This window comes from Paenibacillus sp. J22P15 (genome assembly GCF_056269345.1).
Window position 1 is genome coordinate 330,134 of sequence record NZ_JBWDNT010000003.1, and the last position, 24,024, is coordinate 354,157.

Annotated in this window: 23 protein-coding genes; 11 read left to right on the forward strand and 12 right to left on the reverse strand. The window is 45.7% G+C overall.

What is annotated here, in order from left to right; all coding sequences use genetic code 11:
- The first annotated feature begins 1,195 nt into the window (after positions 1-1,195).
- The 4 genes from AC0YN6_RS09885 (at position 1,196) to AC0YN6_RS09900 (ending at position 7,933) form a co-directional block, all read left to right on the forward strand.
- On the forward strand, positions 1,196-1,927 hold the full coding sequence (locus AC0YN6_RS09885; RefSeq protein ID WP_475746610.1) for a hypothetical protein: 732 nt from the start codon (positions 1,196-1,198) through the stop codon (positions 1,925-1,927).
- Between the two features lie 175 nt (positions 1,928-2,102).
- Positions 2,103-5,774 carry an S-layer homology domain-containing protein gene (locus AC0YN6_RS09890; protein ID WP_475746611.1) on the forward strand — a complete coding sequence of 1,224 codons (3,672 nt, stop codon included), beginning with the start codon at positions 2,103-2,105 and terminating at the stop codon, positions 5,772-5,774.
- 162 nt (positions 5,775-5,936) lie between these two features.
- Positions 5,937-6,686, forward strand: a complete 750-nt coding sequence (locus AC0YN6_RS09895) for an ABC transporter ATP-binding protein (protein WP_475746612.1) — start codon at positions 5,937-5,939, stop codon at positions 6,684-6,686.
- Complete coding sequence (locus AC0YN6_RS09900; RefSeq protein WP_475746613.1) at positions 6,686-7,933, forward strand: ABC transporter permease; 1,248 nt, start codon at positions 6,686-6,688, stop codon at positions 7,931-7,933. Before AC0YN6_RS09895 ends, AC0YN6_RS09900 begins: the two co-directional genes overlap by 1 nt.
- Positions 7,934-8,069: 136 nt before the next feature.
- On the opposite strand, the gene AC0YN6_RS09905 is transcribed toward AC0YN6_RS09900, so the two are convergent.
- Positions 8,070-9,374 carry an aminotransferase class I/II-fold pyridoxal phosphate-dependent enzyme gene (locus AC0YN6_RS09905; protein ID WP_475746614.1) on the reverse strand — a complete coding sequence of 435 codons (1,305 nt, stop codon included), beginning with the start codon at positions 9,372-9,374 and terminating at the stop codon, positions 8,070-8,072.
- A 206-nt stretch (positions 9,375-9,580) separates the two neighbouring features.
- Between AC0YN6_RS09905 and AC0YN6_RS09910 the strand changes: the two genes are divergently transcribed.
- Positions 9,581-10,366, forward strand: a complete 786-nt coding sequence (locus tag AC0YN6_RS09910) for a helix-turn-helix domain-containing protein (protein WP_475746615.1) — start codon at positions 9,581-9,583, stop codon at positions 10,364-10,366.
- 79 nt (positions 10,367-10,445) lie between these two features.
- Here the strand turns inward: AC0YN6_RS09910 and asd are convergent, their stop codons facing one another.
- Positions 10,446-11,234 carry an archaetidylserine decarboxylase gene (gene asd / locus AC0YN6_RS09915; protein WP_475746616.1) on the reverse strand — a complete coding sequence of 263 codons (789 nt, stop codon included), beginning with the start codon at positions 11,232-11,234 and terminating at the stop codon, positions 10,446-10,448.
- Positions 11,235-11,397: 163 nt separating this feature from the next.
- On the opposite strand from asd, the gene AC0YN6_RS09920 reads away from it, so the two are divergent.
- Both AC0YN6_RS09920 and AC0YN6_RS09925 read left to right on the forward strand, forming a co-directional pair.
- A complete protein-coding gene (locus AC0YN6_RS09920; RefSeq protein WP_475746617.1) occupies positions 11,398-11,691 on the forward strand; it encodes a hypothetical protein in 294 nt (97 codons plus the stop codon).
- A gap of 14 nt (positions 11,692-11,705) precedes the next feature.
- The gene (locus AC0YN6_RS09925) at positions 11,706-12,383 is read left to right on the forward strand and encodes an HAD family hydrolase (protein WP_475746619.1); all 678 of its coding nucleotides are present in this window, start codon (positions 11,706-11,708) and stop codon (positions 12,381-12,383) included.
- 126 nt (positions 12,384-12,509) lie between these two features.
- On the opposite strand, the gene AC0YN6_RS09930 is transcribed toward AC0YN6_RS09925, so the two are convergent.
- The 6 genes from AC0YN6_RS09930 to AC0YN6_RS09955 are packed head-to-tail and all read right to left on the reverse strand — an operon-like array spanning position 12,510 to position 19,264.
- Complete coding sequence (locus AC0YN6_RS09930) at positions 12,510-13,673, reverse strand: YheC/YheD family endospore coat-associated protein (RefSeq protein ID WP_475746620.1); 1,164 nt, start codon at positions 13,671-13,673, stop codon at positions 12,510-12,512.
- Positions 13,630-14,127: a GNAT family N-acetyltransferase gene (locus AC0YN6_RS09935; protein WP_475746621.1), complete on the reverse strand. Its 498-nt coding sequence runs from the start codon at positions 14,125-14,127 to the stop codon at positions 13,630-13,632. The genes AC0YN6_RS09930 and AC0YN6_RS09935 overlap by 44 nt, the downstream gene beginning before the upstream one ends.
- 1 nt (position 14,128) lies before the next feature.
- A complete protein-coding gene (locus AC0YN6_RS09940) occupies positions 14,129-15,283 on the reverse strand; it encodes a YheC/YheD family endospore coat-associated protein (RefSeq protein ID WP_475746622.1) in 1,155 nt (384 codons plus the stop codon).
- The gene (locus tag AC0YN6_RS09945) at positions 15,283-16,662 is read right to left on the reverse strand and encodes a YheC/YheD family endospore coat-associated protein (protein ID WP_475746623.1); all 1,380 of its coding nucleotides are present in this window, start codon (positions 16,660-16,662) and stop codon (positions 15,283-15,285) included. The genes AC0YN6_RS09940 and AC0YN6_RS09945 overlap by 1 nt, the downstream gene beginning before the upstream one ends.
- Entirely contained in the window at positions 16,659-17,882 is a 1,224-nt protein-coding gene (locus AC0YN6_RS09950; protein ID WP_475746624.1) for a YheC/YheD family endospore coat-associated protein, read from the reverse strand. Before AC0YN6_RS09950 ends, AC0YN6_RS09945 begins: the two co-directional genes overlap by 4 nt.
- A gap of 11 nt (positions 17,883-17,893) precedes the next feature.
- Positions 17,894-19,264, reverse strand: a complete 1,371-nt coding sequence (locus AC0YN6_RS09955; RefSeq protein WP_475746859.1) for a YheC/YheD family endospore coat-associated protein — start codon at positions 19,262-19,264, stop codon at positions 17,894-17,896.
- 158 nt (positions 19,265-19,422) lie between these two features.
- Between AC0YN6_RS09955 and AC0YN6_RS09960 the strand changes: the two genes are divergently transcribed.
- A complete protein-coding gene (locus AC0YN6_RS09960) occupies positions 19,423-19,758 on the forward strand; it encodes a YlbF family regulator (protein WP_475746625.1) in 336 nt (111 codons plus the stop codon).
- A gap of 90 nt (positions 19,759-19,848) precedes the next feature.
- Complete coding sequence (locus AC0YN6_RS09965) at positions 19,849-20,133, forward strand: hypothetical protein (RefSeq protein WP_475746626.1); 285 nt, start codon at positions 19,849-19,851, stop codon at positions 20,131-20,133.
- 95 nt (positions 20,134-20,228) lie between these two features.
- Here AC0YN6_RS09965 and AC0YN6_RS09970 read toward each other — a convergent pair whose 3' ends face one another.
- Positions 20,229-20,582, reverse strand: coding sequence for a helix-turn-helix domain-containing protein (locus tag AC0YN6_RS09970; RefSeq protein ID WP_475746627.1), 354 nt, complete (start codon positions 20,580-20,582; stop codon positions 20,229-20,231).
- A gap of 227 nt (positions 20,583-20,809) precedes the next feature.
- On the opposite strand from AC0YN6_RS09970, the gene AC0YN6_RS09975 reads away from it, so the two are divergent.
- Positions 20,810-21,283: a hypothetical protein gene (locus AC0YN6_RS09975; protein ID WP_475746628.1), complete on the forward strand. Its 474-nt coding sequence runs from the start codon at positions 20,810-20,812 to the stop codon at positions 21,281-21,283.
- 90 nt (positions 21,284-21,373) lie between these two features.
- Positions 21,374-22,735 (forward strand): DRTGG domain-containing protein, encoded by a 1,362-nt coding sequence (locus tag AC0YN6_RS09980; protein ID WP_475746629.1) that lies wholly within the window; start codon positions 21,374-21,376, stop codon positions 22,733-22,735.
- An 8-nt stretch (positions 22,736-22,743) separates the two neighbouring features.
- Here AC0YN6_RS09980 and AC0YN6_RS09985 read toward each other — a convergent pair whose 3' ends face one another.
- The 3 genes from AC0YN6_RS09985 to AC0YN6_RS09995 form a co-directional block, all read right to left on the reverse strand.
- Complete coding sequence (locus tag AC0YN6_RS09985; protein WP_475746630.1) at positions 22,744-23,040, reverse strand: YtpI family protein; 297 nt, start codon at positions 23,038-23,040, stop codon at positions 22,744-22,746.
- 88 nt (positions 23,041-23,128) lie between these two features.
- Positions 23,129-23,644: a sporulation membrane protein YtrI gene (locus AC0YN6_RS09990; protein ID WP_475746631.1), complete on the reverse strand. Its 516-nt coding sequence runs from the start codon at positions 23,642-23,644 to the stop codon at positions 23,129-23,131.
- Between the two features lie 3 nt (positions 23,645-23,647).
- Entirely contained in the window at positions 23,648-23,974 is a 327-nt protein-coding gene (locus AC0YN6_RS09995; protein ID WP_475746632.1) for a YtrH family sporulation protein, read from the reverse strand.
- Positions 23,975-24,024: the final 50 nt, after the last annotated feature.

Genomic DNA, 24,024 nt, shown 5'->3' on the forward strand with positions numbered 1-24,024 from the left:
AATATGCTATAAGCGCACATATGCTCTTACAGCACAAAGTAACCTGAGTTTGTGGGCTTTAAGCACATATAGGTGCTTATTAGGGTGCGTTGGCTGGTGAGTCAGCTCAGGAATATGCTGTAAGCGCACATATGCTCTTACAGCCCCAAAGTAACCCGAGTTTGTGGCCAGTAAGCACATATAGGTGCTTATTAGGGGGAATTGGCTGGTGAGTCAGCTCAGGAATATGCTGTAAGCGCACATATGCCGCACATATGCTCTTACAGCCCCAAAGTAACCCGAGTTTGTGGCCAGTAAGCACATATAGGTGCTTAATAGGGGGTAATTGGCTGGTGAGCCAGCTCGAAATAATGCTGTAAGCGCACATATGCTCTAACAGCGCCAAAGTAACCTGAGTTTGTGGGCTGTAAGCACATATAGGTGCTTATTAGGGTGCGTTGGCTGGTGAGTCAGCTCAGGAATATGCTGTAAACGCACATATGCTCTTACAACACCAAAGTAACCTGAGTTTGTATCCTGTAAGCACATATAGGTGCTTATTAGGGGGTAATTGGCTGGTGAGTCAGCTCAGGAATATGCTGTAAACGCACATATGCTCTTATAGCCCCAAAGTAACCGAGTTTGCTGCCTGTAAGCACATATAGGTGCTTATTAGGGGGAATTGGCTGGTGAGCCAGCTCGAAATAATGCTGTAAGCGCACATATGCTCTTACAGCCCCAAAGTAACCTGAGTTTGTGGGCTGTAAGCACATATAGGTGCTTATTAGGGGGTAATTGGCTGGTGAGTCAGCTCAGGAATATGCTGTAAGCGCACATATGCTCTTACAGCCCCAAAGTAACCCGAGTTTGTAGCCTATAAGCACATATAAGTGCTTATTAGGGGTAATTGGCTGGTGAGCCAGCTTAGGAATATGCTGTAAACGCACATATGCTCCGGTCAATGACAATAAATCCGACAAAAGCGATGGGAAAAATTAAAATAATCATTGACAGGGGGATCCTTGAGGAATAATATAGGAATATATTCAAAGTGAGTTGAGGAAACCATTTTGTAGGATGACAAAAGAAGATTAATCTACTGGACCACCAGAGATTCGATAGGAGCGCATTCATGCGCCTTGTTGAGTCTCCTTTTTTTTATCCAAAAAAGAAAAAAACAAGCTCAATGAGCGAAACGAAAGGGATGTTTCTAATCATGAAAAAACTAACAATTACTTTACTTTCTGCGACGGTAGCCTTCTCCGCCTTAACCTATGTGGCGGTATCTGCAAAGCAGGCGCAAGGTGCACCAATCGTGAAGAACAGTCCAGCCATTACTACTGCAGCAACTGAAGAAAACCAGCCCAAAAACATAACAATCGCTGAACCGGATGAAAAAAAATCGCCTGTAACAACAGTGGTTGAAAAACAACTTGAAACAAATTCTGCGGAAACGATAGAAGTCACTCAACCACAAGTCGAAAATGCTGTAACGAATGAAGAGAAGCCGAAAGTTAGTCTTGCAGCAAATAAAAAGCAGGTTGATGCGGAAGTGAAAACTGCTTCAGTAAAAGAGGAGGAGCAGCCGAAGGCAAGCACGACTACTCCGAAAGAAGCTGTGCAGCCGAAAGCGGCAGCGCCAGTAAAAGAAGAGAGCCCGCGGAAAGCAGTTGCATCAGTAAAAGAAGAAAGCCAGCCTAAAGCAGCAGTTGTTGTCAAAGAAGAGCCGAAAGCAGCACCTGTAGTCAAAGAAGAAAAACAATCGGAACCAGCACAGACAACACCAAAGGAAGAGAAAAAATCGATCTCGTTTGTGAAGAAAGATGCGGTGCAGCCGAAAGCACCAACTTCATCGACTGAAGCTCCGGCCTCTTCCTCCTCCTCCTCATCGTCATCATCAGAAGGTCAGCAGCCTGCCTCTTCTTCATCGGATGAAGAGGATTGCTAATAATGGAGTCACTCGCTAATCTATGTTCAAAATAAATTTTGACCGTAAAGGGGCATGCAAGGCCAAATCAGCCTAGCATGTCCAGCATTTCAAATGAAATGTTTATGTCACCAGTGCAGAATTCATGTTTCACACTACGATGAATGACAAAATTAAATGAAAACGAGGAATGAATATGAAACTACAATTTAATACTTCAAAAAGGTTATTGGCTTTTTTGTTGGCAGCTTTATTAATTTTGCCAGTAGTCAATGTCGTTCACGCCACTCCTGCAGCGGAAGCTCTAGTAAATAGCGGCGCCAGCCATTATAACTATTTCAATAATGTATACGATCATTTAGATGATGAGAATCATATTTTGCAAACCGCAACCTATGAAGATATTATTAATCTTTTTGATAGCGAAGGCACTTATGTCGTCCTCTTCGGTGGAGCTTGGAGCGATAAAACACAAGCTAATATTGGTTTTATCAACCAGGTAGCGAAGCAATACGGTGTAAAAACGATTTATAACTTTGATACAAGATTAGATGGAGAGTCTTTTGAAATTGCTGAAACGCAGACGAGCGAAATTAAAGTCGGCAGCAATACATTCGATTTTGGCGAAGCGTACGTCGAGCTGATCAACACATATTTAACGAACCTTAATGAGGTTCTTCCTGCGGCAGATCATGTGAGCTATACAAAAAAAGATAATAAGGGCACAGTTATTTCACAGGGCTCTGCCAAAAAAATTGAAGCTCCATTCCTATTCGTTTATAACAATAAGAAAATTGTTTCCCATTTGGAATCAACGAACCTTTGGAACGACTATTTAACAAATGGTGATTTGGACGCGAGCAAAGTAGATGCTTATAAGGCACAAGTTAGCGATGTGTTTAAAAATATTGCTTCATTCGATACGATTGACAGCTCCGAGTCTATTAAAGTGGCATTCAATAAAAATGGATCCATTACGAATAAAAAAGATACGGTCATCTTAGATGAATCGGATGGAAAGCTCGTTTTTGAGCGTGTAACGTATCATCAACTGACGAAGATTTTGGAGAGTGAAGGCAACTATACTATTTTGTTCGGTGGATCATGGTGCCCGAATACGCAAGCTGCAATTAAATTTATAAACGAATATGCGAAAAAAAATAATATCGATAAGATTTATTTTTGGGACACCAAGTTGGATGCTGGAATATCTGTCGCGGATCGGAGTAAAGACCCGCATAATGGTACGTTTCTTCAAGTGAGAGACACCAATCATCCTTATGCCAATTTATATGTAGATTTGGTTAATAAGTACTTGCCAGAAATCAAAACGCAGTATGAAAAAGCCAAAAACAATGTGAAATATGTTAATGAAGAAGGCGTAGAAGTTATCGCAAGCAAAGCACAGGTTCCTTATTTCTTTCAATACAATAAAGACAATAAGGATACAGACGGCAATCGGTCTCCAATTCTTGGACATATTGAGTTGATGTATTCGTGGACAAATATTCAACCTGATTACACAAGCAACGGACTTACTGGTGTGAACTACAAAAATTATACTAATGCTTTGGACAGCATTTTCTCAAGAGTTGAGGCAAAACCAACCGGATTATCCGGAGTGAAACCAAGCTCGTCAGCAGAAATTGATGGACAAATTATCGGTACGAAGGGCAAAGCGTTAGAATATAAGCGGGAAAATGAAACCGAGTATACATCCGTATCCGGTGAAGCAATAACTAACTTAGTCCCAGGTACTTATAATGTGAGATATGCATCTAAACTAGGATACAATGGTCCTCATACTGGTGGACTTCCGGCAGCTATTTCTTATAAAGCGGGCGAATCTGTCGTTGTAGTCGTTCCATCGTACATTCAAGAGCAGGCAGCACCAACGGGTCTAGCTGGCGTAGCGCCAACTACAGCTGCTAACAACGACGGACAGATCACAGGAACAACGACAGCGCTAGAATACAAATTATCCGATACAACAGTGGGTTATATAGCCGCAACTGAACCTACTGTAACAAACCTTGTATACGGAACTTATTATGTTCGTTATGCAGCCAAAGAGGGCTATCATCCAAGTCCTAAAGTAGAAGTCGTTATTCCAGCTTACGGAGAGCAAGCACAAGAAGCTCCGACAGGGCTGACAGGCGTTACTCCAACGACATCAGCAAACAATGATGGTCAAATTACAGGGACCACTACAGCACTTGAATACAGATTAGCTGGAACTGATGCTTATCAAACGGCAACAGAGCCATCCATTACAGGTTTAGCAGCGGGCATATACAATGTCAGATATGCAGCTAAACCAGGATTCAGCGCAAGTCCAGCCATTGACGTAACGATCAAAGCCTATGTCAATCAAGAGCAAGCTGCGCCGACAGGGCTACAAGGTGTAGCACCAACATCAACAGCTAATAACGACGGACAAATTACAGGTACGACTACAGCTTTGGAATATAAATTGGCAGGAACGGAGTCCTATCAGGCGGCAACAGCTCCTTCTATTACCGGCTTGGCAGCAGGAACTTACCATATTAGATTTGCTGCAAAAGAGGGATACAAGGCAGGCACTCCATTAGCTGTAGTTGTTCCAGATTATGTACCCGTTTCAAGCGGTAACGGAAATGGAAACGGAAATGGCAATGGCAATGGCAACCCAACGCCTCCAGTTGGTGGCGACAATGACGGTACCGCTCCATCAGCAACGGTAACAGCAACAACCGATGCGACTGGCGCAACAGTAGCGAAAGCGACTGCAGCTGCCGTTACAAGCCTTGTTGAGCTTGCTAAGAAGGCTGAAGCAGCAGGCAAAACATCTGTAGTAGAGTTTAAGGTTGAAGCAACGGATAAAACCAAATCGGTCGAGCTAAGCATTCCGAGAAAGTCGTTTAATGAGGTGGCATCAAGCACACAGGCTGGAGTAAAGGTCAATCTTGGAGTTGGGACGGTTCTCTTTGATGCTAAAGCGATTGACAGCATCAGTGCAGCAGCTGAAACTGGTGACATCAGTATTATTATTACAAAGGTAGAGCTGACGGAGGAAGGCAAGGTAGCACTAGGAGATAGACCGGTTTATGATTTCTCCGTGTTTGCTGGAGCCAGTGAGCTTTCAACCTTTGGCGGCAGCAATGTGCAAGTTAGTGTACCTTATACGTTGCTTGCAGGTGAAGATCCTAATGCAGTTGTAGTGTACTATGTGACGGATTCCGGCAGTTTGGAAACCATTCGAGGTCATTACAACGCTGGAACGAAGACAGTTAGCTTTGTGACAACACACTTCTCACAGTACATTGTTGGATACAATAAAGTGACGTTTACGGATGTGGCAGACGCAGCTTGGTACAAGAACGCTGTTAGCTTCCTAGCAGCAAGAAGCATTACAACTGGGACAGATGAGGATCATTACAGTCCGAATGCGACAGTAACTAGAGGACAATTCATCGTCTTGTTATTGAAAGCATACGGCATCGTACCTAATGAAACAGAGACTGGTAATTTTGCTGATGCAGGCAACACCTACTATACGAATTATTTGGGGGCAGCGAAGCGCCTTGGAATAACGAAAGGTGTAGAGGACAATAAGTTTGAGCCAGGCAGTAAGATTACGCGTCAGGAATTATTCACACTTCTATATCGTGCGCTTGAAGTTCTAGGAGAACTCCCTAAAGCACAAACGAATGCTGCTGCTGTATCGAGCTTCAGTGATGCAGGACAAATCGCGAGCTATGCTAGCGATGCATTCAAGACATTACTAGAAGGCGGAATTATTTCTGGAAACAATTCGAAGCTGAGCCCTCAAGATGTGTCTACGAGAGCTCAAGTTGCACAAGTTCTTTATAACTTACTTTCAAAATAAAAATAACTAAATAAATGAGTTTTTCGAAAGGAATGGGCAGCTGTTGGCTGCTCATTTTTTTTCGTGTTGGAAGTCTATTGCATTGCTTTTTTTGATATTAGGCGAATAATTCGTTATGCTGTTTACTAGCTAGAACTAAACTGCATGGTTGAAGGTGATAGGATGGAATCAATTTTACAGGTAAATGGTTTAATCGGCGGTTATAGCCCAAAAAGACCCGTGCTGCATGATATTTCCTTTGAGGTGAAAGCCGGCGAGATGGTAGGTTTGATCGGTCTAAATGGAGCGGGAAAGAGCACGACAATCAAGCATATACTGGGCTTGATGAAGCCGCAGGCAGGGGAAGTAAAGGTTGATGGCGTCACGCTAGAGGAAGAAACGGAGCGATACAGGAGCGCATTTGCTTATGTGCCAGAGACGCCGGTACTATTCGATGAGTTAACGGTTGAGGAGCATCTTCGTTTAACAGGAATGGCTTACAGTGTAAAGGACAACCACTACGAGGAACGGGAAAATGAACTGCTGAATCAGTTCCAGATGGTACCGAAGCGCAAAGCCTTTGCGGCTCATTTATCCAAAGGCATGAAGCAAAAGGTCATGATTATGAATGCACTGCTTGCGGAGCCGCCGCTGTACATTATCGATGAGCCGTTTCTTGGGCTCGACCCGCTTGGTATTCGCTCTTTGCTCGAGCGGCTGGTTGAAGTGAAGCAGAAGGGTGCGGCCATTCTCATGAGCTCACATATTTTGTCTACTGTTGAAGCATATTGTGATCGGTTTATTGTAATGCATCACGGTAGAGTAGTCGCTATAGGCACGCTTGAGGACATCAGACAAGCAGCAGGCATGGAGATGCGCAGCGGTTCTCTGGAGGACGCCTTCTATAAGCTAGTTACTGGGGGCAACGTCTAATGAGCCAAATTAGCAAACTGGAGATGATATGGCAGCAAAGAGCGAAAGCATTTCGCAGTGAAACCATGCCTTATTTTCGATACATGGGGCAAAGCGGGTTTCCAGCCTTTATGTCCTTGATCCTCATCTCTTCCACAATTGGCTACATAAACTTGATTCGTCATATGCCAGCTAACTTTCCCTTTGCGACCATCGGTGTTATAGCACTAACGCTGGTATTGTGCTGGAGCCCGCTGCGAACGTGGCTTGCCGCAGGAGATGTAGTGTTTATGATGCCGCGTGAAGCGGATATGGCCGGCTATTTACGTCTCTCATTTCGTCATACCACGATTGCATGTTCGTTTCTTGCAGCCATAGTATTTCTTCTTTATTTACCGATCTATAATCAAGGGCCAGCTATTAACGGCGGATGGGTTGTTGCGGTCGTCGCTGCCGCTCTGAAGGCTGGTAATGTATGGGGTGCATGGAAAGAACGTCAGATGACTTGGCCCTCCATAAGACGTCTCATGCGACTGCTGCGCTGGACTATGACTGGACTCGCACTTGCGGCTTGGCTTACATTGCCGGCTTGGCAAGCAGCAGCCTTAACTTTACTCATAGGTTTACTGTACGGTTTGCTGTATCGCCTGCCAAGAAAACACGGTTTTCCTTGGGAGAGGTTAATAGAAGAGGAAGCTAGGACGCGCAAGCGATATTATGTTTTTTTTGGATTATTTATAGATGTGCCCACGCTGCCATCTAGCATAGCAAGAAGGTCTTATTTCACATGGGTGCTTCGTACGATAAACTATTCGAATCGCAATACATTCGTTTATCTCTACACAGCATCCATGTTAAGAACGGAAATGGGCGGGATTATTTTACGACTGCTCGTTCTCGGCTGTCTCATCATCTATTGGTTTGCTGATGCAGTATCGCTATCTGGATATGGAAGTGTTCTCGTATTTTTCGTTTTTATGGGACTGATCGCTGTTCAATTAGGCGGTTTGCGTCATATCCACCGTTATTCGGTCTGGAAGCATGTATACCCCTTGCCGGATAAGCAGCGAATCGAGCAATATCTAAAGGTTGATCGTTTAGCGATGCTTGTTTCTACATTGCTGTTATGGCTATTTGCTGCTTTACCGTTAGCGTTATCTGGTGTATATCTCCCTTCGTTAGTAGCTGGCTTCCTTGCAGTCGTCTACATTATTATCCGGCCAGCACGTCTGCACAAGAAGTTTGCTAAGGATGAGGACGAAGATTGAGGTTAGAAGTGATCTGAGCTCGCTAGCTTATTAAACAACAACAAACCCCTGAGAGCTGCATTTGTCTTAAAGACATGCTTCCCTTAGGGGTTTATTTGTAAGTTTGTTTAGTTAACCGATTAGACTGCTGCTATTGTTATACCGTTTGAGCAATCATTTCGTTAACTGCTTTGAAGATGGTATCGAACAGCTCTTCAAGATTTTCTTCCTCAATGCAGGAGAAAGCAACGCGGAGGTCGGTTTCGCCTAGAGCAATTGTTCCGATGCCGTATTGGTTCAGCAAGTGTACGCGCACTGACTCCGCTGACACACCGCTAAGCGTTAGACACATGAAGTAACCGGAGTTGAACGGGTAATAGCCCCAAACATCGCCATAACGTCCGCTGTCAAGCAAGGATTTCACGCGATTGGCACGGCCCTTCATGATTTCGTATTTCTCTGCTTTTTGAGCTTCAAATTCAGGTGAAGTCAAAGCACGCAATACGAATGTTTGTGAAGGATGCGGCCCGCTGGAAATGGTAGCGCGAATAATACCGACCGTTTTTTGCTCCAGTGCGCTTAGTGTAGGCGCGGAGTTTGAACCATAAGTAATGAAGCCTACGCGGAAGCCCCAAACGTATTCTTCCTTCGTTGCGCCATCAACTTTAACCGCTAATACGCGCGGATGCAGATCGGAAAGTTTGGCGAATAGTGACTCCTGCAAGGAATCTTCGAAAAACAAACCGAAATAAGCGTCGTCTGTTACGACTACAACATTGATCCCTGCTTCCGCAGCATCGCGGATTGCAGCAATGATTTCTTCGCCTTCTTGTGGTCCCGGCGTATAGCCTGTTGGATTGTTCGGGAAGTTTAGAACAACGATCGCTTTCCCTTTATCCTTCTGAGCAAACAATGCTTCGCGCAAGCCTGCGCTGTTGAAGCGTGTTTGATCATTATATAGCGGATATTCTACAATTTCGGCACCGCGACGGATGCCGAAAGTCAGCTCATAGTTTTCCCAGTTTTTATTAGGAATAATAACGGCATCCCCGGCATTAGCAAATAGATCAGCTACGATGCTCAGACCGTGTGTCAATGCATTCGTAACGACTGGTGTGCCAAAACCCTTTGATTCAAGGGAAGGGTTGTCTTTGATCATCTTATTGCGCCAAGCAGCACGAAGCTCCGGCTTGCCGCCAGGTGGCGCATATTCATATATGTCTTTCGGATTGTACGCAGAGAGCGTATCTTGGATGATTTTAAGATGCATCGGCTGTCCGCCTTCAGTTGCAATTCCGATAGTAGCGTTAAATTTGGTTGCTTTCGTTTTCGCTTCGGCGGACTGACTGAGAATGCCCTCCTTCGGGAAATAAATCGCTTTGCCTAAGTCTGACAACATCGCATAGACGTTCGGGCTTTCTGCTTGTAACGTCTCGTTTAATTGCTGAGCAAGTGGGTTCATGGACTTTATTCCATCCTTCCGAAATCATTCATTTGAATTTTGTATAATTAGGCGTTAGCCGTTTACCCTTATCGGGTGCTATTATAACATTTTTTTTGAGATGCAAACCATGTACAAAGCAAATTTTTTCGTAACTTCGTGTGGCTTGCGCAAAAGTTTCTCGCTGTTGTATGATGACGGCATAGATTTGTACAGGAGGTTGCCTTATGCTGCACATTTCGCCTAATTCGTTCATCCTGTTACCTGCGTTTGCCAAAATCGTATGCGAGCCAGGTTGGAGATGGGCGAGACGCGAGAAGCCAATGGCCAATTTTGATTTATTTTATGTGTGGAGCGGAGAAGGGGAAGTCGAAGTTAACGGTACACATTATGAGGTTGGGCCTGGAAGCTGTTTCTTGTTCCGTCCTGGCGATTACACGAGCGCCACTCATCACCCACAGCGGCCGTTAGTCCTTTCGTATATCCATTTCGCAATCAACGAAAAGTTGGATGCTGTACCAAATCGGTATCGGCAATTGAATGACACGGTTGACTTTGAATATATGCTTTCTCGTTATGTTCGGCTGTTTCTAGTGAAAACCTATGCAGCGGAAGAAGAGGCGCAGCTCGTTCTTAAGCAGTTGATGATTCATTTGCTTAGAGAGGACAAGCAGCTGCCCGTGGAGAAGAAGGCTAGCAATCAACTGACGGAAGCAATTCATGAAGTTGCTAACTTTGTTAGACAAAACCCAAGTATTGCGCATCGAGTAGAGGATCTTGCTATGCGTGCGCAGCTGTCTCCCCGTTATTTTTCGATGAAATTTAAAGAATTGATTGGGATGTCCGTGCAAACGTATATGATTCGAACGAGAATCGAACGTGCACAACACTTGCTCATGCATGCTGGCATGAACGTGACTGAGGTAGCGGATGCGCTCGGTTATCGGGATATCTTCTTTTTCAGTCGGCAATTTAAGCAGTATACGGGTCGCAGCCCTTCGGAAATTAGATAGGTCAATAAACCAAACAACCCGAATCAACTCTTGCTGAGTGATTCGGGTTGTTTGGTTTTAATCAGGTTGACCCTGAAGTTTAACTGTCGTGAAGTGCTCCGAGTCGTTCACCCACACGTACTTTAGCGCCGAGCAAGCTGTTGTCGCGCGGTGTAAAGCTGCCATCCTCGAGCAGCAGTACAACGGTAGATCCAAACTCAAAGTATGCTAACTCTTCACCCTTTGACATTTCTTCCTTGAGCGGCTGTACATATTGAATGCTGCTCACATTCATTGCTCCGACCTTGATTACCGCTGCTTCACCTGCATGATGCTTCATATAGGTAATGAGCCGCTCGTTTCGACTTAGTACTCTGCGCATATGGCGGAGGCCAAAATCATTAACAGGATATACTTTACCTTCAATATGCTCGCGCTCAACAATTCGCCCAGTGACTGGCGTATGTATGCGATGATAGTCGGTCGGGCTCAAATAGAGAACGATATAATAGCCATTCATATAATTTGCTGTCCGTGGAGAACGGTTGAGAAGCTCATCAATCGTATAGTCCTGACCTTTTACATTGACAATCGTACCGCTCGTTATCACACCGGCGCCGGTGATAAGGGCATCAACGGGGCTGACAAGAGAGTCTTCGCCTGTGTGTATATCTCGAAGTCCAGGTTTCAATCGCCGAGTAAAAAACTCGTTCAACGATTTATATTGAGACAGAGGTTTCTCTGCTTCATCAATATTAATGCCGTATGTCGCGGCGAACCGAGAAATAAATCGACGACTGGCGGCCGATTGTGCGAATCTTCCGGTTATGCGGGATATCCATTTGCGTGAGCTTAATTCTGTCATGGAACGAAGCAGCCATCTTATCATACGTGAACAGTCACGTCCTTTCTTGCTAGGGCAATTCGTCCTCACACCCACCACACAGTGTGACATATCCGGTTCTATTTTTCAATATGCAACTGGCAAGAAGCAGGATGAGGTGTTTAAGAGCGCAGTAAATTACCGATCCTGTCACATGAGGTGAAGGAATATGATGATTATAATTGGCGCTACTTTAGCAGTTGGAACGGTACTAGTCTTCTGGATTAGCAAAATGAGCGGTATGGTCAGCCGTATTTTGGACGGCATTGCGCTCATCGCAGCTTTCTTATTTTTTGTAACCGCAGCGGATGCCATTGCACAAACGCTCGTTCATGACACGGTGTTTATGACAGAGGTGCATCGTGTGCTCCAAAATACTGTTTTTCTGATAAGCGGCGCGTACCTTGGACCCTATACGCTGGCTACAATTCTGAATTTCCAGTATGATAAGAGCAGACTTTGAAGGAGGATATAACGATGAACAAACAGAGGTTACAAAAGCCTGAGGCTGTTATATTTGATATGGATGGAACGTTATTTGAAACGGATACGCTGCTAGTGGCTGTTCATCACCGCGTGTTCGAAACTCTTCGGGAGGAAGGGCTCTACGAGCATGAAACGCCGCCAGTTGAGCGATTGCTGAGCTGCTTAGGCATGCTGCTGGAGGATATTTGGCGTAAAGTCATGCCTGACAGTACAGAAGCAGCAAGAAAACGCGCGGATGACTTGCTGCTCCAATATGAGAGTGAGGGTTTGGCAAAAGGCGAAGGAAGGCTGTATCCTTACGTTGAGGAAACGCTGCGCGAGCTGAAATCACTTGGAATCAAGCTATTTGTAGCAAGCAATGGCCTTGAGCAGTATGTAAAGGAAGTCGCTGAGTACAAAGGCATTGCTCCTTTGTTTGACGGCTTGTACAGTGCGGGAGAATATGCGACTGCAAGCAAGGTAGATCTCGTGGCACGTCTGCTTAAAGATCACAATATTAAGTGTGCTTGGATGGTAGGTGACCGTTCATCAGATGTGGAAGCGGGAAAAGGAAACGGTCTCCAAACGATCGGCTGCGCCTATGCGACGTATGGACGTGCTTCCGAGATTGAGGGTGCAGATGTGCTTATAAACGATTTCCGGCAGCTAATTCCTTTATTGGAAAAATAAATATCAAGCTTTACATAGGCATTATAATGGCTAATGATAAGTGAGATAAAAAAACACCTGTTAGGAAGCTTCGCACGCTTGTGCAGCCCCTGACAGGTGTTTAATTTTTAATTATGCATTTTTTTATTAATTGTCATAGCCCTCATTCGCACGGGTATCCGCTACGGAAGCTTGCTTTTCTTTGCCTTTTTTTCGCTTATTCTGGTTATGGAGCCAGAGTGCATACTCCAAAGGTCTTATGATTGCTTTACGATAAACCTCTTTCTCTCCCGCTTGAGCAAACACTTCTCTCGCAGGTTTCGGATTGACCTCCAACAGCCAAATGCCGCCTTTTCGATCGATAGCCAAATCGAGAGCGAGCTCGCAAAGTCTTCCATAATTCAGCTCTAAGTAAGCGGCAATGCCGACTCCAAGCATCTCGGCTTCCTCTTTGACCTGAGCGGCTTTACTCTCATCCCGAAGCCATTCCTTCAGCAAGGCGTTCATCGTTGCCGCATGACCGCCTCCGTGTAAATTGGATGTGATACTGCCCGCTGCTCCGATTCTACCCGCACATCCGGTTACTTCCCACAAGCCTTCTTTGTTTTTTTGGACGAGCATTCGATAATCGTGCACACGTCCGCTACCAAGCTTTATTTGAATGCCCTGCTGTGCGATGTAGCGGTTTCCTTTCAGATTCCAAGGCGCCAAATAGCTGTTTAGTGCTGCAGGTGAAATGTTTTGCGGCTGTATAATGTTTCTAGATTTGTCACGACCCTGTATATAAAGCTGTCCGTCCTTCCGCCGCTCGATTCGCATAATACCTCGGCCGCCGGTTCCATTGATAGGCTTGAGATATACGAGCGGGTATTTCCGGATCATGTCGGTAATTTCTTGAGTGTCTGTCACATACTTTGTAGCCGGAAGATAGCTCTTGTAACGAGAATCTTTTGACAGGACCCGGTGGATGGTCCATTTGTTTCGAAGCGGGCGATTAAGGAAGGTGAGATGGCCGTATTGTTCGCGAAATTTTCTAAGCTGCTCAAAGCGGTAGGTGCGTTGAATACGGCACCGATCATAAATCATATTTGGAAACGAGGTCCACTTTCGTGACCATGTTTTAGTGTCAGGATTATAAAACTGGGCGTGAATTTTGTTCTGATTGTAATCGACGTCCTTTGGCGTAAACACGTAGACACTTAGTCCTAGCTTTCGTCCAGCGGAAGTCATTTTTTGATAGATGGATCGCTCCTCCAGCATGCCAGCTTCATTGAGATATAAAGTCAGGATGCCTAGGACGGGCTGTTTCATTCGTGATTCCCCTTTCAAAACGAAGCGTCGGTTTTCCTGTTGGACCTCTATGCATGGAAACGGCAGTCATGCCTAACCGAAAACATAAGGCCATGCTTGCCGGATTGTCCGTTGCCACATTGCAGGTGAGCTTGCCTAAACGCTGAATCATAGCTTGAACGAGTGAGCTGCCGATACCGAGGCTCCTTGCTTCAGGATGAACAACGACCATGCAAGCAGCTTCTCCTCCGCCCTCAGCAAACCCGAAGCCGACGAGGCGGCTTCCTTGCTTGGCGATAACAGCGACCGCGCCGCATGGACGATTCACTCCTTCTTGAAGTAATGAGGCGTCTAGCTTACGAAGCGCATGAATGGTCGAAACTGCAAGCCGCTTATCTCCGAAGCGAATGGCAAAGCCGATGAGTCTTTTTTGTTCTGCTAACCATAGTTCAGGTGTAAGCAGCTCTAGCTCCACATTACGCGCCTCCTGCTTTTTCCAATTTAGTTCTAGCTAAATAAGCTCCATAATGAAAAACTCGCTCTAATGATTTTTGACGAATATGAGGTTCGTCGAATTTCATAGGCTTTGAATTCGCCTCGAAAAACCACATGTTCCCAGTGCTGTCAACGCCAATATCCATCGACATTTCACCAAGCAACTGACCGGAGGCGCGTTCAATCTGCTTTGCAATTAGAACAGCTGTATTTTTTGCTTTTATAAGCAGTTTACGCGCCTGCTCCTCATTAAATGAATTAATGAGCAGCTTCTCAGGGTCTTCGATCATCCCCCCGCGCGGAACATGTGTCGTAATGCTTGAAACCCCGGCTATTCTGGCACCTATTCCGGTAACATCCCATTGACCTCGTTGATTCTTCTGGACAAGTGCACGTAGGTCAAATCGTCGCTCGTTAAAGGAAGCGAGCTTGATGCCTTGTTGTGCAATATAGGCTTCGTTGCCGCTTTGCTTCTGAATACGGCTCCATAGCTTATTGAGGGTAGAGCAGTTGTAAGTCATGCTTTTTTTGTTTTCTTGTATTTTCAGCCGGTAGGGGAGATGTTTATCCGCGTGTACCTTTATCGTCATTATGCCTTTTCCTGCTTTGCCGCTCTCTGGTTTTAAATAGAGATAGGAATGCTTTCGCATCATGCGTTCAAGTCCCGTCACCGTTACGAGCTTGCTTGTTGTTGGAATATAGGGTTTAGTCGATTTCGATAAACGAAGCCATTCAAATAAATCCCACTTGTTGAAGAAGGCTGGATTAAATAACGTCACACGCGGGTGCTTACGGCAGGCATTGATCTTTTGCCTGACGGCAGGCTGGATCTCGTCCTCGCGAAGCGGGATTCGGTTGTAGATAACGTCAGGAAACGGAAGCAATCGCTGCTGCCAGCTGTCTTTAGTTTCATTGAAGACGAATCCTTTTAAGCTGTTTCTGGTAAGCAGCAGGTTTTTGACGGTAAGGACGTAGACGATAAAACCCATGGATTGACCCGTTCTGATCAAATCGACGAAGTTGCTTCGATTGCCGCGGAAGAGTTGAATATCATCATCAATTGTCAAAATGGCCATTACGGTTCTACCGGAACGTGTCTCTCTGTAGTCAGTATCATCGGAAAGTAAGCTGTCCATCAGCTATTCCCTCCCTGATCTTGGAAGCGGCTGAGGTACATGCAATGCTCCAAAATGTAAGATAGCGAAGCTCTCCCTTCAGAACGAAGCGCCGGATGCTTGAAGATGGATCGGCCAGGCTTTGCATTCGCTTCGAACATCCACACTTCTCCATCCTTATCGATACCGAGATCAAGTCCCAGTTCTCCAAGTCTGTGAGGGTAGTTGCGTTCAATGGCTTCCGACAGTTTTATCGCTGCCAGCTTCGCTTTCTCGAGAACAGCGTCCGCTTGCGTTCCGAAAGTTTTGCCAAGTGCTTGCTCCGGCGTCATGAGCGACCCGCCGTTTTTCACATGAGTCGTTACACTTCCTCGGCCTGCTTTTTTGGCTCCAATTCCAGCTGGAACCCATTCGTTATTTCCGTTCTTATGCATGTGGAAGCGGAAATCGAGCGGACAGCTGTCGATTTCAACTAAGCGAATGCCCTGCTGAACGACATAGTGATTCAAGCTGCTGCCATGCTTTGCCTGAAGCATCCGCATCAAACTGCTGAATTGAGTGAATCGCAGCAGTACATTTTGGCTGCCTCTGCGATAACGTGCGAAATAACCGCGTTTCGGGTGATAAGTTAGTCGATAAATGCCTGCTCCAAGGCTTCCAGCGGTAGGTTTGTAATATAGGAAGTGATGTTTTTCCAACAATTCCTTTATTTTATCCGCAGAAGGGTTGTTGACCGATTCTGGCAAGTGATTCAGCGCTTCAGGATCGTTATCGAGAAGCTTGTAGACGTCGGCCTTGTTGAAGAAGCTCCAGTTGAAAAAAGGGATCTTGCGGCGCACGAATCGTTCGCGCAGCGAATTAATGGAAGAGGATGTCTCCGCTTTGCGGCTCGGCAGGCGATTGTAGACGACGTCCGGGAGCGGCACGATTTTACGGTACCAGCTGCCCTGCGGGTTTAGAAAATAGCCGTTGACCGTTTCCTGCTGCCAATTGATGTCGCTTGGCGTAAAGCCGAACAGATAAGCTTTATGCTCACCTATACGAATAACTTGTTTGATAAATTCCGTTCGCGGACCGAAAGGATTGCTTTCGGAACGAGTGGGATTGTCACTCAGTATGCCGACTAGCGGCCCGAGTTGAACCTCGTTTTCTCCGGAATTAAGCACATATACGTTGCCTGATTTCGGCACTTTAATCGATTGACGGATGGCAGTGGACAAATACAAATGATTGCCCGGTCGCTTCAATTGCTTGATTTCAGCTACGATCACCTCTTTGCCTAGCTTGAGGTGAACCGATTTTTTGCCGGACAGCTTGAGTTGCTTTAGCAGAGGGCTGGATAAATAGACGATTTTATTCGATTGCTGTGAGAAATGTACGTTACAAGTTGTCAAACTCATCGATGAACCTCCTGAACGTTGAAAGGCCGTAATTGGTTGTCAGAACTTGAAAGATGATGACGGCCAATTGCGAATTCATTGGCTACAAAGGACGGTGATAGGCGCCTAGAGAGCGTGCGTGCATATATAAGTGGTCTTTCAATGGAAAGCCGCTCGGCCTCATGGTCGCTTATGATTCGAAAGGAAGAGCGGCCAGGCTTCGAGTTCGCTTCGAGCAGCCATATTCGGCCGCTCTGATCAATGCCATAATCTAACCCAAGTTCGGCAAGTCTGCCGAATTTGCTTTCTAGCCGTACTGCTGTTTGCTTGCTTATTGTATGGATCATCTCTAGCAAACGTTCGGCTTTTGGCTTACCAAATTTGTCTGATAGCAGTTGGAAGGCTGGGGAAGCGCCGCCGCCGCCGTGCAGGTTCGACGTTAAAGAACCCGCTTGCCCAGTACGAACTGCGACTCCAGAGATCGACCAACTGCTCTTCGTATCCTTTTGAATGAGTACTCTTAAATCAAATGGTTTGTTGTCGTCACCGCTAAGCTCTAAATAGGGCTGGACTAAATAGGGGGTACGATTAACAAATCGATTGATCCATTGCTCTAAAGCGAGATCCTCCTTAAAGGCGAACTTAAAGTGACGATTGCTACGAGTTCGACCCTTTACTACTGTTGACTGCTCGAGCGGACAGCGTCTCACATGTACAATGCCTCTGCCCTGCATGCCTGAGGAGGGTTTTAGAATAATGCCCCCACTGTAACGATCGGCTAGTTTAAGAGACAGCTGTGAAGTTAGCAAAGGCAATGTGAGGGGCAAAAATCTAGCGAGCTTGCTGTCTTCTTTGAGCGCTTCATAAACATTAAGCTTTGCGGGAAGAGCTCCGTTCAGCATTTGGTATGATTTTACTTGAGCTAGATGACCCAGCATGAGACGGCAATTTATTCGCTGGCTAGCTTGAGTGAAAAAACAGCGGTCATAGATGACGTCGGGCAATGGAACGGGCTGTCTTGCAAAATGTTCGTCTACCAATCGATAGCCCATGAGCGTTCCTGTTTGCTCCCGGTAGTCTTCTGCTGTGAATACATAGACGTCCATGCCTAACTGTTCCCCGGCATTACTGAGCGCTCGGTAGAAGGAAGGCTCTGGCAATATCGGATCGGATGCTTCATCCAATGCTTTATGGTTGATCGAGGCGACGAGGATTCCGAGTTTAACCACCCGAGTCTGCATAGGCGCCTCCGTTAAAAGCCAGATAAAAAACGAGAATATTGAATCATCATACGGACGGATGGACGGATCTTATTCTCAGACAACGGGGTGTTATCGTTCTTGGACGGCTTTGAATTGACCTCAAGCAGCCAGACACGACCGTTAGTATCCATAGCAAGATCAATACCGAGCTCACCAAAGTGTGCTGGAATTTGAGCGTCAACGCCGCGAGCGATATTTAATGCTGCCTGTTGGAGCCGCTGTGCCGCATCCTGCCTGCTAACTCCAGCCTGCAGATTTGACTTTGCCACAGCTTCTCCAACCGTGCTAAGCGTGCCGCCTCGCGCTAAATTCGAAACGAAATGATGGTTTCCTGCCGTACGAGCTACAATGGACGTAATCGACCATTTGCCGCTGGCATTTTTTTGGACGAGTGCACGAAAGTCGACTGGCCGCTTCTGAATTTCGATGAGCTGCAAACCCTGTTGAATTTGGTACCTCACCGTTTTCATCTTTGCCGATATCGTTGAGAAGAGCTTTACTAAGCTCGAGAACTGCTGCTTTCGGGATCCTGCCGATGTCGCATACATCACTTGATAATTGTTCATTTCCTGATGAGTGATGCGAATGATTCCTTTCCCTAAGCTGCCGCGTACTGGCTTGAGAAATACACTGCTGTGCCGAGAGCACATCGATTTCAGCATTGTATAGTTGCGAAGCAAATGTGACTCGGGTAAATAACGAACCAGACTCTCATCTTTCTTAAGCGCGTCGAATACCTCGGTCTTATCCAGAAACTTTTCGTTGAATACAGTCGTCTGATGGTGCTGTTTTACTTCTTTCAAGAAATGTTGTACGCTGGGACTGTTCTCTAATTTCCGCGAAGTTAGACGGTTATTTACGACATCAGGAACGGGCATAGAGTCCTTCTTCCAGCCGTTTGAATAGATCCAACCATCGATGTTATTGATATTTGTACCGATATGGTTTGGTGTGAAAAAATAAACGTATGCGCCTTGCGCCGTACAGGCTTCAACAAGCTCTCTGCAAAACATGGTAATGGAACCGAAGGGTTTATCCGGCATATGCGGATAATCACGGCTAATGAGTACGCCGATCAAGGGCCCCATTACGAGTGTGGCTGTGCTGGCTTTGTACTGCAGTCGGATCGATGTGCCATTTGTTAATCCCATCTGTCTGGCTAAGCTTTGGCTCATCCGCATTCCGTCGTATTTCGCGACAGGAATGACCTTAACATGCTGCCGAAAAGCGCCGAACTTTAAGATTATGTGCTGGCCTTGAGGGATCTTCCACTGCTTTACTTGTGTTTCGCCAAGCATGAGCGTATCCTCCGGTAGCATGCCGGAGCTGATCACCTGTACGGCTACTTTCGATTTGAGCATCATAAATCTCCTTCCAAGCAGGAGGATGACGATAAGAGGTAAGCGGCCTGTAGGTGTTTTACACGAATTACTTCAGCATATGAGGACATCTATCCCTTTGTGAATCAGAAACGAATCTTAGATCAACAAATATGTTTCCAAGAATAGGAGAGATACGAATGAATGTTCATGACAAAGCCTATGAGTTAGCGAAGACGCTTAAGGAAAGTGAGGAAGCAATACTGTTGAAAGCGGCGAAGCAGGAGGCTGAGGCTGATCCAGAGGCAAAGGCGATGCTGGATGATTTTCGCGAGCGTCAAAGCTTTTTGCAGCAAAAAATGATGGCTGGAGAAGAGCCGTCTGCAGAGGATATGGAGAAGATGAGCAAGCTCTACGAGTTGATCACGCTCAATCCTTTGATTGGCAAGCTCCTTGATGCAGAGCGTCGGTTTGCAGCGGTGTTCGAGGACGTTAACCGTATTATGTCCGATGTGCTGAAGTCCATCGTAGATTAATAAGAGACATATACCCTGTCCCTCCCTCATAGAATGATTATGCGGACAAGATAATAAGCCGCGTACGACCCTATAGAGGAGTTGAATGGAATGGTTTCTGGGAAAGTCCGTCATGTATTGTATTTGCTTATTGCGCTTGCGATGCTCGTATATGCGTTTCCTCGTCTCGAGCTGAGTGCGCCGTGGAGCCTGATGAGTGTATTTGGTCTTGTCTGGATTTTATTCGCATCAATCATCATCATCTCACATGTGAACGCACTATTCATGAGTGACGAGAAGCGTAAAGAGCTTGCTCGAATTAAGAGAGCAAAGGCGGTGCTCTGGGAGCGGAAGCTTACTCAGAAGGCTGCGTCTTCGAGAAGAGCTCAGGGCTAGAGGATAATTCCATAACACTGCAAACAAAAAGAAGATTCGACGGTATTATACCGGCGGATCTTCTTTTTGTTTGCAACGCTATTATCGGAGCTTGCTTATTGAATTTCCTTAAAATGTACAAGCTGCTTGACGAATTTATATACGGCTTCCTGCTCTTTTAAGCTCAATCCGTTCATTTGATGGGCAACTTTAGCGGCGTAGCCTTCATCGTCACTAACCTCCACCGCTTCAGAGCTGGCAATGATGTTTACGATCTTAGACAGCGGTATTTGAAGCGCAAGCGCGATTTTGCTGAGCACATCGATGGTTGGATTTTTTTCTCCACGCTCAACTTGTCCCAAATAGGAAGCATTTATATCAGCGCGGAATGCAAGCTGTTCTTGGCTTAGCCCGCTATTTTTGCGCAGCTTTCGAATGTTATCTCCTACTAGCCCTGCAATTTCACTCATTTGGTCACCCCAGACTAACGATAAATCTTTACAAGCTTATCAACAACATTCTATAGAACATATTAAAAAAAGTGACTATAGTCATTGACTAATTGATGGTCACTTTACTATAATTGTGTAAAAAAGTATCATTCTATTAACATGATTTACTTTAAAGGGTTGATTTACCAATTCAAATAAAGGTGATAGGATATAAAAGGGAAAAATGGACACGAGGAGGATGCATAGTGGTTGATGAATTCGAATTCTTCAGAAAAGTGCGCGCTTATTATAATAATGTTCCATTCCTTGTTCAGTTCACATACCGCTTGTCTCACCGTGTCGATAAGGCTTTAGAAGCTCGGGGTTCATTCAGCTGTCGTGTTAATCCGCATACTCAGATCGTAGAATATGTGCTGGACTTAAAATCAGACCCTATTTCTCGGCCGCATAGTGAGCAGAATACATTCTTGTTCTCTAACATATACGATGAGATTCCAGTGCAGGTAATTGAACTGAATCAGTTCCTCATACAGTCGCTGCGATATCCCATTCCGATAGAATATGATTGGCAGGCGTTTGTAATGTCTGGCGCGGAGGATGCAATCAACGTACAGACAGTGCAGCAGCTGTTTAAGAAATGGCGGTTCAAAGGCAAGGAGGGGCAGCAGGTGGACGGAAGGCTAAGGGCGAATCAGGTTCTGCTGCAGTGGCAATTGTAGAAGAGGGTTCACATGGAGGGTGAGCATGACTTGTTCCTCGCTTTCTCCTATAATAGGGGGAGACAATGGTAAGTGGACGGGGGATATGGAATGGCTTCAATCGGACCAGGCAACGAAACTAGCACGAAGCATGAACAAATTTTGATTTATATACAAGGTTTAAAAATTGGAACGAAAATTTCAGTCCGCGCGATCGCCAAGGAATTAGGAGTCAGCGAGGGTACGGCTTATAAGGCATTTAAAGAAGCGGAGAGCTCAGGACTTGTTAGTACGAAGGAACGCATCGGAACGGTACGGATCGATCGGAAACGCAGAGAGGCGCTTGACCAGCTTACATTCGGCGAGGTTGCTGAGATTGTTGAGGGAAAGCTGTTCGGCGGTGCAGCCGGGCTCGAGAAAACACTGCATAAATTTGTAATTGGAGCAATGGAGCTGGATGCAATGCTGCGCTACATAGACGAGGGCAGTCTGTTGATTGTTGGTAACCGAATCGGTGCACATCGGTGTGCGCTCGAGGAGGGGGCGGGCGTTTTGATTACCGGTGGATTTGAACCGAGCGCAGAAGTTATCACTCTTGCTGATGAACGGGCTCTTCCAATTATCTCTTCTCGCCATGATACGTTTACAGTAGCATCGATGATCAATCGTGCGATGTATGACCGTCTTATTAAGCGAAAAATAATGCTCATTGAAGATATCGTAACTTTCAGCAAGCCTGCGGATGTGCTGCGAATCGGTCATACCGTCTTAGACTTCCATAAGATATCACACGAAACCGGCTACTCACGATTTCCAGTCTTGGATGAGAGAGGCAAGGTCGTCGGCATGATGACTGCCAAGGATGCGGTTGGATCACCTGAGGATAGTGCAGTAGATAGAGTTATGACGAAACATCCCATCACGGCAGCTCCGAATATTACGGTCACGTCAGCGGCTCATACGATGGCAGCTGAAGGCATCGATTTGTTGCCAATTGTGGATAGGCATCGCAAGCTGTTAGGCGTCGTAACGAGGCAGGAAATACTTGATGCCATGCGATTTGCCGGCAAGCAGCCAGAGTCAGGAGAGACCTTCGAGGATTTGATGTGGACAGGCTTTATGGCTACGTCAAACGTAAATGCAATGGGACAGGACGAGTTAGGCATTGCCTACAAAGGGATTATCACACCGCAAATGTCAGGTGCGTTAGGGATGGTATCAGAAGGATTGCTCTCTACTTTAATGACGCAAGCGGCACGCAAGATGATTCGAGAAACAGCAAAACGTGATTATTTGCTAGAGAGTATGACGACTTTTTTTGTTAGACCTGTTCAAATTGATAGTGAGGTTACGATTATACCGAAAGCGCTTGAGATGAGTCGGAAGTTTACGAAGCTGGAAATCGAGGTTAAGGACAAGCAGGGCCTAGCCGCGAAGGCTATGTTGACGGCCCAAATGATTGATCCTTATTAAGGGCAGCGTTAATTTCTTCTCGTGTTGTAAATGCTTAAATTGCGAAGACCTGCAAATAGATTGAACACGCCAAGCACTAAGAATAGGGCGCCCATGACAATGCGAAGCGTAGATTCGCCGGACAAAAACAGCTGTACCATGGCGATAAACACGAGCATTGCACCCATGCTAATATTCATTCTAGCTGAGAAGACAGCTCTCGTTCTCGCATCGGTGGAACGGCGTGACTTAAAGCTGAATACAGCCGATAGCACAAGTGAAATAAGGATGCCCGGAACGAGCAGCCATTGCAGAAATTGATCCATAAAAAAGCAGCCCCTTTAAATTATGTAATTACAGCTTCAATCTCGTGAATAGACAGGTTCTATTGTATCACGAATCGCAGCTGTATGCTCAAGAAGGCGGCTTCGTATAATCGCGAACCTTAATCCATACATGCAGGACGTTATCAACGACGAGAACGGTCTTCACCTCAATCGTATAGTCCTTGTTATACACATCCATGTAGACCTTCTTTTCTAGAAGAAGGCGAGCGAACTTCGCATCGGAGTCGATCTCATAAATACTTTGACCGAGGAAGCTGCTGAGATCCTCTTTGATACGTTTAATAAGCATGGCCTCGGTTACCTGATCAAGCTTAGGTCTTCCCGTGTTCTGACCGGTTTCTTTTTCAATCCGGGGCAAGATGCTTTTTATAACCGTATGTTGATTTTTGAATTGATTTAAATGTTTTAAATCTTGCTCATACTGCTCCAGCTTTACCTCTAGCTCACTCTTCAACGTGATTAAAGCCTCGAACTTTGCCAAAAAGAGCGAATTGTAAAAAATAGCGCCAATGATCATCCCAAGTGTCAATACCCCAACCATTTGCAGTCCTCGCGTGAAACGGCTAAACGGCGGCACGCGCATCGCTTAGGCGGCCCCCTTGCAAATAAGCTTGACCAGCTCCGTACTTAAGTGAGCACCTAAAAAAGCGATAACAATAAAACATATTTGCTGCGCTGCCGGCGATAATTGACCATCCATGATGTTGCTTTCAATGACCCGCACAGGGTCGATCGAACCCCCGATTGCTGCTACGATTGCCCATATTTTTAGCCTTACGGCCGTATCCAGCATTGTAGTTGCGGGCGGCATCAGCATAAAGACTGCCCCTATTCCTGCAAGTGTAGAGCCCCCTAATACAACTCCAAATGCAATAAAGAAATCAAGTCCAGCTTTGGACAAAAAATAGCTCACCCATATCCCTCCAAAATTATAATGGCGTAGAATAACGTCGCTAGCAGGTA